Raw genomic sequence first — 12,139 nt, forward strand, 5'->3', positions numbered from 1 at the left:
ATGGACAAAATGTTAGATATTTATGAACTATTGAAAACATATGGCACTTATATTTACACACGAGATCCCATTGGAGATTTGATGTTAATGGAGGATGAAATTCGTGAGTTGTATAAAGCGAATGTACTAGATATTAAAGATTATCAAATGGCATTATTACTAATTCGACAAGAAACAACAAAGCTTCGCATGAAAGAAAATAATCAGTAATGTTTTAAATATAATTCATTTGTGGTATTGTAAACATAATGTAACATGTATGTAATATTCTTAAAAAAACAGTGGTTCTCCACTGTTTTATTTTTTACGAAACTTTTTACAAACAGAAACGTATATATTACTATCAGGCGCATAAACGAACGAGGAGCGCAGTTTTTCCATAAATATATCTATTGATTATCTGTAAAAAATGGATTAAGATATATTTTGTTTCAGTAACAAATTGTTAAAAATTATTATTTTTTTGTAAGAAAGTAGGGAGGATGTTAGGGATGAAATCAATAAAGTGGCCTAAACATTCATTTATGATACTAGCAATTGTAGCAACTTGGATAAAAACGGTCATTGTTTATCACACAAGCTTTGAGATGAAAATCGAAAATGCGATGCAACAATTTATTTTGTTTATTAATCCATTAAGTTTCGTGCTATTTGCTTATGGTATATCGTTATTCTTTAAATCGCCAAAAGTTAGAAATCGTTATATTATTACTATCAGTGTTATTTTGTCAGTTGTATTATACGGGAATGTAGCGTTCTATCGTTTCTACAACGACTTTATTACGTTACCGGTATTATTCCAAACAAGTAACTTTGGTGATTTAGGAACTTCAGTAGCAGCGATTGTTAGCCCTTGGGATTTATTATATTTCGTTGACGTACTTATTCTAATTTTAGCTAATAAATATGTGCCTAAAATGAAAGATGCAGTAAAAGTAAACGTGGAATTCCGTCGCGCGTACTTCGTATTAGCGATTGCTGTGTCGTTCTTAAACTTAGGATTAGCTGAAACAGAGCGCCCACAATTGTTAACACGTAGCTTTGACCGTGAATTACTTGTGAAAAACATAGGTACTTATAACTATCATTTGTATGACATTTATATTCAATCAAAATCTTCTGCTCAACGTGCATTAGCGGATGGCAGTGAATTAGTAGAAGTGAACAACTATATTCGTTCAAATCAAGCAGCAATCAACCCTGAAATGTTTGGTAAATACAAGGGTCGTAATTTGATTGTTGTATCAATGGAGTCTTTACAGAACTTTGTGATTAATAACCAAATGGATGGTCATGAAATTACACCATTCTTAAACTCTTTAACAAAAGATAAAGATACGTATTATTTCAGTAACTTCTATCACCAAACTGGATTAGGGAAAACTTCTGACTCAGAATTTATTTTAGAAAACTCATTGTTCGGCTTAGGTCGAGGTGCGGTATTCTTCACACATGGTGGAAATACGTATAACTCTATGGCTGAGCGTCTTGGTGATAATGGCTACTTTACAAATGTCATGCACCCGAATAATAAATCATTCTGGAACCGTGACATGATGTATCAATCATTACACATTAATAAATTCTATGATATAGATTCATATAAGATTGGCGAAGGGCAAGCTGTTAACTGGGGTATGAAAGATGTCCCATTCGTAGAGCAATCTGCAGCGTTAATGAAAGATATGCCACAGCCGTTCTATTCTCGACTAATTACTTTAACGAACCACTATCCATTCACATTGGATCCAGATGATATAATGATTCCTGAATATACTTCAAACTCAGGTACATTAAATCGTTATTTCCAAACAGTTCGATATATGGATGAAGCGCTTAAAGACTTCTTCCAAAGTTTAAAAGATCAAGGTGTATATGATAATTCTATTATTGTAATGTATGGTGACCATTACGGTATTTCAGAAAACCACAACAAAGCGATGGCTCAATATCTAGGAAAAGATGGCATTACACCATTTGATAATGCATTGCTACAAGAAGTACCTTTATTCATCCATATCCCTGGAGCAGGTGATGGTAAAGAAATGACAGAGATTTCTGGGCAAATGGATTTACGTCCGACAATTCTACACCTTCTTGGCGTTGAAACTTCAAAAGATATGCAACTTGGTGCAGACCTATTCTCACCAGAGCATGAAGACTTCGTTATTTTCCGCGATGGTCGTTTTGTAACAGATAAATATGTATATGCTGGTGAAGCTTGCTATGACAAAGCAACTGGCGAAGAAATTGATGGTGAGCCATGTCAGTCATATGCTGACCGAGCTACGAAAGAACTTGAAAATTCAGATGCCATCATTAACGGTGACTTACTCCGCTTCTATGACCAAAAAACAGGTAACTTGAAGCAAGGGGCAGCCAAGTAACAAAAAGAGAGATCTCATTTAATGGAGGGCACTGAAAAAGTCTATATCTTCTCACATTGCGAGGTATTCAACGATTTAATCGTTGAATACCTCGCTTTTTCATTTGGCACTGTGACTCTACTGTTGTTTTCCGAAGCATTCCGCTCGCTTTCCGCGGGCGAGCGCCGAGCCTCCTCCTACGCTTCGCTTCGTGCGGGGTCTCGTCTGTCTCGCTTTCCCGCAGAAGTCGAGCGATGCTTCTCCAAACAACGCAATGTATCATTTTAGTCACGCTTTCCTTTATAATAAAAGAATTAATGTGCAGGTGGTGCTCCAAATGATTTCAAATCAAGAAACCCTTAATTTAAGTCCATATTTAGCAATCTACGATATTGTTGTGCCAAAAGATAATATACTTCGCCAAATAAATGAACTTGTTGATTTTTCATTCATTTTATAAGAGTTAAAAACAAAATAATGTTTAGACAATGGACGTAATGCCATTCCTCCAATTCGTATGTTTAAGTATTTATTATTAAAAGCGATTTATGATATATCAGACATCGACCTTGTAGAGCGTTCAAAGTACGATATGTCATTCAAATATTTTTTGGATATGGTGCCAGAAGAAATATATATAAACAATAGAAAAAGAGCAACCCCGTAATGGAGGCTGCTCTTTTTTCTGTCTGAATTTTAGTGTAATTTTGGTGGGTATCCGCTATTAATAACAGTCATAATTACGAACCAACCGAATACTGCAGCACTTAATAAGTTGAAAACAACGCTTAAAAGGTTCTTTTCTTTAATTGCTTGGAATGTACCAACTACAGCTAAAATTGCAACAAGACCAAAAATAACCATTAATAAGTTCATTAAAAATTGACACTCCTTTCGACATCAGAAAATGAATGTCGTAAACAATATTCCTCCTTAATTGTAAACGTTCTACCTGTTTTTGTCGAGAACTAAAATAGATTAAACTATGAACATTTATCGTCAAATTGTGGCAAAGGCTGTATAATTGAAATAGAGGTGATAACAATGATAAACGTACGAAGTTATTCGCTCGGACCTGTCCAAACGAATTGTTATATCGTATCGAATAAAAATAAGGAATGCTTAATATTTGATCCAGGAGAAGAAGCAGATCGAATCATCAAGGCTATACGTAGTAACAATTTAAAGCCATTAGCCATTTTTTTAACACATGCACATTTCGACCATATCGGTGCCGTAGATGCTGTCCGCAAGGCTTTTGATGTTCCGTTATGGATTCATGAAAAAGAAGTGAGTTGGCTAGGAGATCCAACAAAAAATGGCTCTAGTAAATACGCAGCATTACCAGATTATATTGTTGATGCACCAGCTGAAGAAAATATTATTAAAAAAGAACAGCTTTTTGAAATAAGCGATTTTTATTTTAAAGCTATTTTTACGCCAGGACATTCACCAGGTAGTATATCATATATATTTGAAAATGATGGCATTGCTATTGTTGGAGATACACTATTTGAACAAGGTGTAGGTCGTACTGATTTAATTGGAGGCTCGACAAAAACATTACTTACATCCATTCATGATAAGTTATTGACACTACCTGAGGATACTATTATCTACCCTGGTCATGGGAATTATACAACGGTCGGTACAGAAATGGAGACAAATCCTTTTTTAAATGGATTTTAATGATAGCTGATAGTTAACTATCAAGCTTGGGTGGATTTCCGTTCCTGCTTGGCGCTTTGCTTTCGCACGGATAAAACAATGTCGCTGACGCTTCGCTTTGCTCGCTCCGTCTGTGATGCTAATCCCTAAGGAGTCGCCCAACATCAACTCCAATCAACTTAAAGAGCTTCGTGTTGAATTAAAATCTAAATTAGCTTCATAAAATACAAAAATCCCCCTTGCAAAGTTAGATAACATAAACCAAAATCTAACCAAATCATTGCAAAAGGGGATTTTTTCTATTCCTTGATAAACGATTATGCACCTAGTCAATAAATTTACATAAAAAAAGCATGCCTCACTTTCGGTGAGACACGCGTTTTTCTTTGTATTAATGACCGCCACCAGGTACGTGAATGAATGTTGTATAGTACGTGAAGCCAGCAAAGAACACAGTTAAATATGCTCCGAAAATGTACATGTACATACGTTCTGAAAGGTTTAAGAAGCCTAATAATAAGAATAAACCTGTATTACCTACGAATAATAGCGATACTTCGTTCATACCACCAAGGTAGAACATGACTGCAAAAATACCTGTCCAGAATGCCATAACTTTATACATATTATCCATGAAGATTTCCCCTCCTTTTGCCCACGACACAATAATCTCTTACTCATTATAAATGATATGAAAGGTATCTGTAAACTGGAACTTCTTCTTCTTTGTGACAAAGAATTGGATATTTAAAAATTAACTATCAATTTCTGCCACGTTTATTTCATATTTACATAAATCGCAATCATGTATCATGCTATCAATTTGTACAAATTCATTGCTGGAATATAACGCATCTATCTGTCCCTTTAAATAGGATTCATGTAGAGAACAAACAATTTCTGAATGAGTAGTAAGCTGCTCCTGGAATGGACAATTAAAAATAGAGAAAGTCACACTTTTACCATGCTCTGTTTGTTGTACTTGCGGAATATAGCCAATTAATGCTGCATTGTCAGTTAAAAGCTGAAGTTTTTGTTCGAAGGAAAGGGTATTGTTTAATTGTAACTCAGCATTTACAAAATTCTTCATTTGTTGGTAGCCGTCTTGGTAGCTAATGTCCTTGCACTTTTCTAATGCAGATGGTCCGAACTCTTTAATTAATTGGATTGTCCATTTTAATAGTCGATCTTCATCACGTCTTGGGAACGATAATGTTACACCTTTATCTGAGGCCTTATAAACACGCCCAGGTCTACCACCTTTCCCAGTTTTGGCAAAATCAGCTGTAATTATATTAATTTCTGTCAGTTTTGTTAAATGTAAACGGGCCACATTTGGGTGGATACCAAATCTATCAGCGATATTTTGGACCGTAACAGTTTTCTTCTCTTGCAGTATGTACTCATAAATAGAATATCTAGTTTCATCAGCCAATGTACTAGTAATTTTCAATGGATTGATCATTTGCTTCACCTCTACGTATTTTTTGAATATTAACTCTTTTACCAAGTGTAGGAAAAAAATCATGTTAATCCTATTATATTGCATTATTGAAAAAGATACAGTTCCTTTAGACATAAATATTAACTTTTTCATAAGATTATGTTCATATTTAGTGGAATTTTGCATGTTATCCACATTTTTATAGCAAAAAACAAGTTTGACAGGATATTTTATAGCAAATTTTTATTTTAAGAAAAGGGCTTTTCTCGTAATAGTTTCCTATCTATACTAGGAAATAACGAATAGAGCGGTCATATTCGAATGAACCAGAAGAGGGGTGCGAATATGCAAAATTTTGAAACGGTAGTTGAGCACTAATGTAAGCAACAGGCGATTTTGATGATTTGAAGTTTATAATTTTATCAGCGGGGATAAGTAATTTAATAGCAAGAAAAGTTAGCCAAGAAAGTCTTAGAAATCACTTAGAATTGATAATTATAGTTTTATTGAATGTATTAACGAATGAAAGTACGAAAGGAGATGATTATTTGAATTTAGATAATGAAAAAGAAGAATTAAAAAAAGATGAAAGCAACAATTATTATCCAGAAGCTGCAAGATGTACTCTGGCTTTTGTACTAGCTACCTTATTAATTTGGGGGATTTTTGATATTTTAAAGGCGGAAAATACTGGTTTTGGTTTTCAGTGGTGGTTGATAATTGAAATAGTTTTTATTTTTACAATCTCAAGATATTACTTTATATTAAAAAACTCAAAAAAATAAACTCCCTTTTATTCACAATGTAGTTATGGAAAAATAATAATCCGGGGTGAATTAATTGAAAATTTCGAATAAAATAATGATCAGTGTACTATGTTCAAGCTTATTGGCTGCTGGTCCAGTTAGTTTTATAAATCCTACTAATTCTTATGCTGCAGAAAGTGATGTAGAAAATAATACTGGATTTAATGTAGAAAATTCGACATCCACTGCTAATACACATAATTTCAGTTTAGTTAATTCTGATACTAATATTGATGTAGATATTAAATATACCGACAATACTGTTACTGTAACTACTATAACTAATGGTGCAGAGGAACATACTTTTACTTATTAACCAATCGAATGGTTTTGCACTGCTAGATGGAAAAATAATGAATCTAGAAATAAATGAACCTGATTTTGTTATAGATTCAGAGGAAACTTTATCACCTCAGATCTCTCTTTTTGCTACACCTAGTGATAAACCTGTATTTGTTTCTCCAGGAAATATTTCTTTTTCGGAATCAGTTGATAGTGTAGGGAAAATTGTAGCTGTAATCACAGGAGCTGTTGTCTTAGCTAAAATGATAGGAGTTACGCTTCCTAAAAAGCTAATAGAAACGAAAGTTCAAGATGCTTTAACCCTTATTGGACTTGGATCTGCAATAGCACTTAATACTATGTCAGGGTCTTTTACTTATGGTTTATATAGAACAAAGGATAAATTCTATACAGGTTATCCAGGTTCTGTAAATTCATATCAATACAAATTCAGATACCAAGATATGGCGGTGAATGCTTCTATATTGGGCAAAACTATGAACATTAATTTTTCAGAAGTTGGTAGTTGGTGGTTCCAATCAAAACCTATGTGATTAGAGTTATAGAGTAATTTTTAAGAGCAGAGAAGAAATATTTTTAAACTATATAAACGAAGACAAGGCAATTATAAACTGAGTGCCTTGTCTTTTTATCTGTAAAAAACTTTTTACCATTGGGTTGGGAGTCAGCAGTATTCCATTTGAAATATAAAACATACTGTTTTTTCTAATCCTAAAATCACTATTTAAAGTATGTTTTTAAATTTTTTGTTTTCTATTTTCATAAGATTATGTTCATATTTAGTGGTTTTTTGCATGTTATCCACACTTTTATAGCAAAAAACAAGTTTGACAGGAAATTTTATAGCAAATTTTTTTTTTAAGAAAAGGGCTTTTCTTGTATTAGTTTCCTATCTATACTAGGAAATAACGAATAGAGCGGTCATATTCGAATGAACCAGAAGAGGGGTGCGAATATGCAAAATTTTGAAACGGTTGTTGAGAAAAAATGTGAGCAACTTTTACTAAAAGCCTATCATTTCGGTGCATCAGATTTATTATTAGTTCCAGAAAGTGTACGATATCGTATTTATTTTCGAAAATATGATAAGCTGCTCCAAGCTGGTGAATTACCAAACGAGCTTGCAGAGCGAATGATTTCCTTTTATAAATTTTTAGCGGCATTAGATATTAGTGAGCGACGCAAACCCCAAAGCGGCTCCTTCCAAAAAACTATGGGACAAGATCAATATGCCTTTCGTGTCTCGACACTTCCCTCAGTATTTTTTAAAGAAAGCCTAATTATCCGGCTTCTTCTACAAAATCATGCATTCCCACTTACTTCCTTATCTTATTCCAAATATGTAGCAGACATGTTAATGGAACTGGTGAAACATCGACAGGGACTCCTCTGTTTCACAGGTGCAACTGGCTCTGGTAAATCAACATCTTTATATTCTCTTATCCATTACTGTTCGACAGAGCTAAATCGACATGTCATTTCCTTAGAGGACCCTGTGGAAAATAATCAGGCTAATCTTTTACAGATTCAAGTAAACGAACGAGCTGGCGTTACATACGCTACAGGCTTAAAGGCTATTTTACGTCACTCACCTGATGTTATTATGATTGGTGAAATACGTGATAAGGAGACTGCAAAAATTGCAATCGAGGCATCTTTAACAGGTCATTTAGTGTTAACAAGTATTCATGCGAAAGATTCGATAAACTGCCTTTATCGATTTATTGACTTAGGTATTCCAGTAGAAGAACTTCGTCAAACTGTAGTAGGCATTGTTGCTCAAACACTTTTCCAATCACCAACAGTCCAGGAAGAACGCCGTGCATTGTTTGAAATATTAAGTGATGTACATCTTCAAATGGCCATCAATGCAATTATGGAAAAAACTAACTTTGAGCTACCGCATAATTTAACGCTTGCAGGTCAAAAAGAATTGGTAGAGAGTCAGATCTATGCGAATACAAAAGTTTATTGAAAGAATTCGATTAGATTACAAGAAGGCAACAATATGGCGAGTAAGGGAGCAAGCTCATTTTTTTAGTCGATTAAGCGTGTTAATGCAGGAAGGTTATTTATTCTCACAGGCTATTTCTATTCTATTACCTCATCATATTGAAGCGCATGAAGAGATGCAAAAGCTAGTCACTGAAAAGCTGAGACAAGGTGTCGGAGTTTCAGGAGTTTTCGAAGCATTGCAAATTCCAAAGCAGCATTTAGTAGCTATTACAATTGCCGAAAACAATGGGCATATGATCGAGACGTTAAAAGGTGTGGCAAAGCAAATGACCTTAAGTGAATCGACGAAGAAAAAATTAATGAAGCTACTCTTATATCCAGTAGTACTCATTTTATTTTTGATGCTGTTGTTTTTAGTGTTTCGCACCATATTTTTTCCTAATATAGAAAAAATGGTGACAAGTCGAACTACTGGCACAGAGGAGACAAGCATTGCTTTATCAAAAGTATTATTGCATTTGCCAGATGCTTTAATTGTCGTAAGCATAGCAGTAATTTGTAGTATTTTGATTTTTCACCTTTATCTCAAACGACGTCCGATTGCTCACCGGCTAAATATTATCCTAAAAACGCCATTAATTCGGATTTATATACGAATGTCTTTGACGAGACAATTTGCCGCTTATTTAGGAAGTCTACTCCAAAGTGGATTTTCTTTACAGGCGAGTTTACAAATTTTAGAGGAACAGCGACTCCAACCTTTCCTACAATATCTGGCAAGATGTATAAAGGAGCGTGTTGTTTATGGTGATACGCTGACACAAGCTGTTCATTTGATGACAGTTTGGCAGAAGGATTTCTCGACATTTGTTGAACATGGAGAGCAAAGTGGCTATTTAGGAAAAGAGCTGGTACTATACAGCGAATTATTGACTGAAAAGCAAGAGCAACTATTGTATAAAATCCTTGCTTTTGTGCAACCAACCTTTTTTATCATTATTGCAATGTGCATAGTTGCCGCATATGTAAGTTTATTATTGCCGATATATCACATGATTGAACTAGTATAGGAGGATAATAATGAAACGGATAAAGCAGCAATATGGTTTTACATTAATCGAAATGCTTATCGTTCTACTAATTATTTCTATATTAATTTTAATAACAATCCCAAATGTTACGAAACATTTTGCCACCGTCGATGAGAAGGGGTGTAAAGCGTATATTTCCATGGTGCAGGGGCAGGTCGAGGCATATCGTGTAGATTTTATGGAATATCCAACAATTGAAGATTTGGTAGCAAAAGGATATTTGAAAAAGAATGAAACGACGTGTCCTAATAAAGAAGAGATTATGATCACTAATGACGGCGAGGTACGATTGGCGAAGACCTCTTCTGATACTAGATCTGGTAGCTGATGGATGCTGTAAAAAGTGAGCGGGGTTATACGTTTGTCGAAATGCTCTTTGTATTGTTTATCGTTATTTGTTTGTCAACGATTGTCGTAAAGTATTCGTTAAAAGCAGCGGAAACTAGGGAACTTGAGCAGTTTTTTACACAAATTCAATTAGATATTCAATATATCCAAACTTATAGTATGCAACAAGGGGAATATATCTCGATAAAATTTGAGAGCTCATCAAAGAGATACATCATTAAAAAGGATATTTTTACAGAATTATTTGAACGACCTTTTCCGAAAGGGGTTGAGCTCATACCTTCTTCAAGTTCAATTTATACGATTATATACAATTTCAATGGAAACGTCATGACTCCAGGGACTGTTTATTTTAAAACGCCTAAAGGCACTAAAAAAATTGTGATTACGTTAGGACGAGGGAGGTCGAGAGTTGAATGAATCCGGTTATTCATTTGTAGAAACAATTTTATCAGTAGTTATTGTTATGTTATTATGCACAACATTAATACCGATCAGCTACACGATGAAATCGACTCTTTATAACAAGAAGTTAGAAGTCATCGCAGCTGAAACTGCCTATGAAGGCTTAAAGCGTTTTCGCAATTTACAGCAAACGGAAGGCACTAAAACCATTGAAAATGTAGATTATCAATGGTCTATGAATGGACATGGGATATGTGTAAGTTTTCTAAATACGCGAGAATTACGCAAAAAATGTATACAACTGACAGGTGTAGTAGATGAATGAGCGAGGTTATACTTTATTAGAAGCATTGTTTCAATTAGTTGTTTTTGTGCTTATTGCGCATCTTGTTGTGTTCATAATGCTTTGGTTTGCAGAAATGAAAACAACGGTACTATCTGATGAACAATCAAAGTGGGAGCTTTTTGTTTATGATTTGAATATGTATTTAAAGGATATTTCTTCATTAACGATTCGACAAGATCAAAAGAGAATAACATTCCAGGAAGCAGATACCATTCATAATATCGATTGTTATAGCAATTTAATTCGTGATCAAGTAAATGGTGGTCATGTACCAATGCTAATTGGTATTAATAAATGTCAGTTCCAATATGAAAAAGATATGTTAACAATAGCTGTTGAACTTCCAAGTGGTATCAAAAAGGAGCGAACTTTCTATGTTCCAGTTATTGAAAAATGACAGAGGGGCTATTTTTTTAATCGCAATTGCATTATTATTTTTTGTAACTACTTTTGTTCTTACGTATTGTACGTCTTATGAGATTCAGTTTCGAACATATGATGACCTAGAAAAGCTGAATATTCGAGCTACGATAAATTTATTAGGACAAATTTTGTCAGACAGTGTAGAATCGTAGTTATAAGAAGGTGATTCGAATGCGAAAAATATATTTAGTTGGTTTTATGGGCTCCGGCAAAAGTGCGTTAGGAAGACGTTTAAGCTATTTATTAAAGATGCCATATTATGATATGGATCATGAGATTGTTCGGCAGCAGGGAATGACAATTCCACAGATATTTGAAAAATACGGGGAAGCACGTTTTCGAGAAATAGAAACAGAATTTTTGAAAAAATTCAGAGACGAAGCTTGTATTATTTCAACAGGTGGTGGAGTTGCAATCAATGCTGAAAATCGAAAAATAATGAGACGCAGTGGGCTCGTGTTTTTTTTAGATGCGACATTCGAAGATATATACAAACGAATACAGCATGATCCGAACAGACCAATTGTACAGAGTTCAACGAAAGAGGAGTTAGAGAAGCTGTATCATTACAGAAGAAGATTCTATCGTGAGACTGGACATATACAAGTGTTAACAGAGGGCAGAACACTCCGCCAAATTCTTGAGTATTTAGTATTCCAAGTTAAAAGGTTGAAAGGCGAACAATGATTAAAATAATATAAAATAATGTTCGTGTTTTAATATAAATTAAAAAATGATTGCCTTTTCAATGCATTTAATGTTAGGATATAGACAAATAAGTAACTAAATGTTCATTGAATACTAAATAGTACCAAGATGAATCTTGGGCGGATGATTGTGCGGGGAGAGCACGTGTAGACGTCACCGAAGGAGCAAATAACAAAATGTTATGAATCTCTCAGGTAAAAGGACTCGTACAAGACGCAACTCTGGAGAGAGCTGTAGTACTACAGCCACCAAAGGGGAAAGCCGGCTGATTGGCA

General features: G+C 34.4%; 17 protein-coding genes, 1 pseudogene and 1 riboswitch. Of the genes and pseudogenes, 15 read left to right on the forward strand and 3 right to left on the reverse strand.

What is annotated here, in order from left to right; all coding sequences use genetic code 11:
- The 3 genes and pseudogenes from JNUCC51_RS20120 to JNUCC51_RS20130 form a co-directional block, all read left to right on the forward strand.
- Window positions 1–210 (forward strand): YqgQ family protein, encoded by a 210-nt coding sequence (locus JNUCC51_RS20120; protein ID WP_049663926.1) that lies wholly within the window; start codon window positions 1–3, stop codon window positions 208–210.
- A gap of 281 nt (window positions 211–491) precedes the next feature.
- Window positions 492–2,387, forward strand: coding sequence for an LTA synthase family protein (locus tag JNUCC51_RS20125; protein ID WP_337989461.1), 1,896 nt, complete (start codon window positions 492–494; stop codon window positions 2,385–2,387).
- A gap of 316 nt (window positions 2,388–2,703) precedes the next feature.
- Window positions 2,704–3,009, forward strand: a pseudogene (locus JNUCC51_RS20130) (transposase); the annotation flags it as partial.
- Window positions 3,010–3,062: 53 nt separating this feature from the next.
- Here JNUCC51_RS20130 and JNUCC51_RS20135 read toward each other — a convergent pair.
- Window positions 3,063–3,242, reverse strand: a complete 180-nt coding sequence (locus tag JNUCC51_RS20135) for a DUF2759 domain-containing protein (RefSeq protein WP_049663929.1) — start codon at window positions 3,240–3,242, stop codon at window positions 3,063–3,065.
- Window positions 3,243–3,410: 168 nt separating this feature from the next.
- Between JNUCC51_RS20135 and JNUCC51_RS20140 the strand changes: the two genes are divergently transcribed.
- Window positions 3,411–4,055: an MBL fold metallo-hydrolase gene (locus tag JNUCC51_RS20140; protein WP_337989462.1), complete on the forward strand. Its 645-nt coding sequence runs from the start codon at window positions 3,411–3,413 to the stop codon at window positions 4,053–4,055.
- Window positions 4,056–4,425: 370 nt separating this feature from the next.
- Here the strand turns inward: JNUCC51_RS20140 and JNUCC51_RS20145 are convergent, their stop codons facing one another.
- Window positions 4,426–4,668 carry a DUF2626 family protein gene (locus JNUCC51_RS20145; protein WP_024361272.1) on the reverse strand — a complete coding sequence of 81 codons (243 nt, stop codon included), beginning with the start codon at window positions 4,666–4,668 and terminating at the stop codon, window positions 4,426–4,428.
- A gap of 120 nt (window positions 4,669–4,788) precedes the next feature.
- Window positions 4,789–5,499: a helix-turn-helix transcriptional regulator gene (locus tag JNUCC51_RS20150; protein WP_337989463.1), complete on the reverse strand. Its 711-nt coding sequence runs from the start codon at window positions 5,497–5,499 to the stop codon at window positions 4,789–4,791.
- 383 nt (window positions 5,500–5,882) lie between these two features.
- On the opposite strand from JNUCC51_RS20150, the gene JNUCC51_RS20155 reads away from it, so the two are divergent.
- The 11 genes from JNUCC51_RS20155 to JNUCC51_RS20205 all read left to right on the forward strand — a co-directional run bounded on the left by JNUCC51_RS20155 (window position 5,883) and on the right by JNUCC51_RS20205 (window position 11,843).
- Window positions 5,883–6,263, forward strand: a complete 381-nt coding sequence (locus JNUCC51_RS20155; RefSeq protein ID WP_337989464.1) for a hypothetical protein — start codon at window positions 5,883–5,885, stop codon at window positions 6,261–6,263.
- A 55-nt stretch (window positions 6,264–6,318) separates the two neighbouring features.
- The gene (locus JNUCC51_RS20160) at window positions 6,319–6,600 is read left to right on the forward strand and encodes a hypothetical protein (protein ID WP_337989465.1); all 282 of its coding nucleotides are present in this window, start codon (window positions 6,319–6,321) and stop codon (window positions 6,598–6,600) included.
- Window positions 6,601–6,637: 37 nt separating this feature from the next.
- Window positions 6,638–7,120 carry a hypothetical protein gene (locus JNUCC51_RS20165; protein ID WP_337989466.1) on the forward strand — a complete coding sequence of 161 codons (483 nt, stop codon included), beginning with the start codon at window positions 6,638–6,640 and terminating at the stop codon, window positions 7,118–7,120.
- A gap of 422 nt (window positions 7,121–7,542) precedes the next feature.
- A complete protein-coding gene (gene comGA, locus JNUCC51_RS20170) occupies window positions 7,543–8,562 on the forward strand; it encodes a competence type IV pilus ATPase ComGA (protein WP_337989467.1) in 1,020 nt (339 codons plus the stop codon).
- Window positions 8,540–9,613: a competence type IV pilus assembly protein ComGB gene (gene comGB, locus JNUCC51_RS20175; RefSeq protein WP_337989468.1), complete on the forward strand. Its 1,074-nt coding sequence runs from the start codon at window positions 8,540–8,542 to the stop codon at window positions 9,611–9,613. Before comGA ends, comGB begins: the two co-directional genes overlap by 23 nt.
- 10 nt (window positions 9,614–9,623) lie before the next feature.
- Window positions 9,624–9,962 carry a competence type IV pilus major pilin ComGC gene (comGC, locus tag JNUCC51_RS20180; protein WP_337989469.1) on the forward strand — a complete coding sequence of 113 codons (339 nt, stop codon included), beginning with the start codon at window positions 9,624–9,626 and terminating at the stop codon, window positions 9,960–9,962.
- The gene (gene comGD / locus JNUCC51_RS20185; RefSeq protein ID WP_337989470.1) at window positions 9,962–10,402 is read left to right on the forward strand and encodes a competence type IV pilus minor pilin ComGD; all 441 of its coding nucleotides are present in this window, start codon (window positions 9,962–9,964) and stop codon (window positions 10,400–10,402) included. The genes comGC and comGD overlap by 1 nt, the downstream gene beginning before the upstream one ends.
- Window positions 10,395–10,712, forward strand: a complete 318-nt coding sequence (locus JNUCC51_RS20190; RefSeq protein ID WP_337989471.1) for a hypothetical protein — start codon at window positions 10,395–10,397, stop codon at window positions 10,710–10,712. The genes comGD and JNUCC51_RS20190 overlap by 8 nt, the downstream gene beginning before the upstream one ends.
- Window positions 10,705–11,130 (forward strand): competence type IV pilus minor pilin ComGF, encoded by a 426-nt coding sequence (comGF, locus tag JNUCC51_RS20195; protein WP_337989472.1) that lies wholly within the window; start codon window positions 10,705–10,707, stop codon window positions 11,128–11,130. The genes JNUCC51_RS20190 and comGF overlap by 8 nt, the downstream gene beginning before the upstream one ends.
- The gene (locus JNUCC51_RS20200) at window positions 11,108–11,308 is read left to right on the forward strand and encodes a hypothetical protein (protein ID WP_049663996.1); all 201 of its coding nucleotides are present in this window, start codon (window positions 11,108–11,110) and stop codon (window positions 11,306–11,308) included. The genes comGF and JNUCC51_RS20200 overlap by 23 nt, the downstream gene beginning before the upstream one ends.
- 19 nt (window positions 11,309–11,327) lie before the next feature.
- Complete coding sequence (locus tag JNUCC51_RS20205) at window positions 11,328–11,843, forward strand: shikimate kinase (RefSeq protein ID WP_337989473.1); 516 nt, start codon at window positions 11,328–11,330, stop codon at window positions 11,841–11,843.
- 144 nt (window positions 11,844–11,987) lie between these two features.
- Window positions 11,988–12,080, forward strand: a riboswitch (glycine riboswitch).
- The last annotated feature ends 59 nt before the right edge of the window (window positions 12,081–12,139 follow it).

The organism is Lysinibacillus sp. JNUCC 51, from assembly GCF_015999525.1.
GTDB classification, from domain to species: Bacteria; Bacillota; Bacilli; order Bacillales_A; family Planococcaceae; genus Lysinibacillus; species Lysinibacillus xylanilyticus.

Excerpts from the sequence above, each read along its gene's own strand:
- comGD (WP_337989470.1), top strand. The coding sequence starts at position 9,962 with ATGGATGCTGTAAAAAGTGAGCGGGGTTATACGTTTGTCGAAATGCTC.
- JNUCC51_RS20165 (WP_337989466.1), top strand. The coding sequence starts at position 6,638 with ATGAATCTAGAAATAAATGAACCTGATTTTGTTATAGATTCAGAGGAA.
- comGA (WP_337989467.1), top strand. The coding sequence starts at position 7,543 with ATGCAAAATTTTGAAACGGTTGTTGAGAAAAAATGTGAGCAACTTTTA.
- comGF (WP_337989472.1), top strand. The coding sequence starts at position 10,705 with ATGAATGAGCGAGGTTATACTTTATTAGAAGCATTGTTTCAATTAGTT.
- comGC (WP_337989469.1), top strand. The coding sequence starts at position 9,624 with ATGAAACGGATAAAGCAGCAATATGGTTTTACATTAATCGAAATGCTT.
- JNUCC51_RS20150 (WP_337989463.1), bottom strand. The coding sequence starts at position 5,499 with ATGATCAATCCATTGAAAATTACTAGTACATTGGCTGATGAAACTAGA.
- comGB (WP_337989468.1), top strand. The coding sequence starts at position 8,540 with ATGCGAATACAAAAGTTTATTGAAAGAATTCGATTAGATTACAAGAAG.
- JNUCC51_RS20125 (WP_337989461.1), top strand. The coding sequence starts at position 492 with ATGAAATCAATAAAGTGGCCTAAACATTCATTTATGATACTAGCAATT.
- JNUCC51_RS20120 (WP_049663926.1), top strand. The coding sequence starts at position 1 with ATGGACAAAATGTTAGATATTTATGAACTATTGAAAACATATGGCACT.
- JNUCC51_RS20140 (WP_337989462.1), top strand. The coding sequence starts at position 3,411 with ATGATAAACGTACGAAGTTATTCGCTCGGACCTGTCCAAACGAATTGT.
- JNUCC51_RS20200 (WP_049663996.1), top strand. The coding sequence starts at position 11,108 with ATGTTCCAGTTATTGAAAAATGACAGAGGGGCTATTTTTTTAATCGCA.
- JNUCC51_RS20205 (WP_337989473.1), top strand. The coding sequence starts at position 11,328 with ATGCGAAAAATATATTTAGTTGGTTTTATGGGCTCCGGCAAAAGTGCG.
- JNUCC51_RS20145 (WP_024361272.1), bottom strand. The coding sequence starts at position 4,668 with ATGGATAATATGTATAAAGTTATGGCATTCTGGACAGGTATTTTTGCA.
- JNUCC51_RS20135 (WP_049663929.1), bottom strand. The coding sequence starts at position 3,242 with ATGAACTTATTAATGGTTATTTTTGGTCTTGTTGCAATTTTAGCTGTA.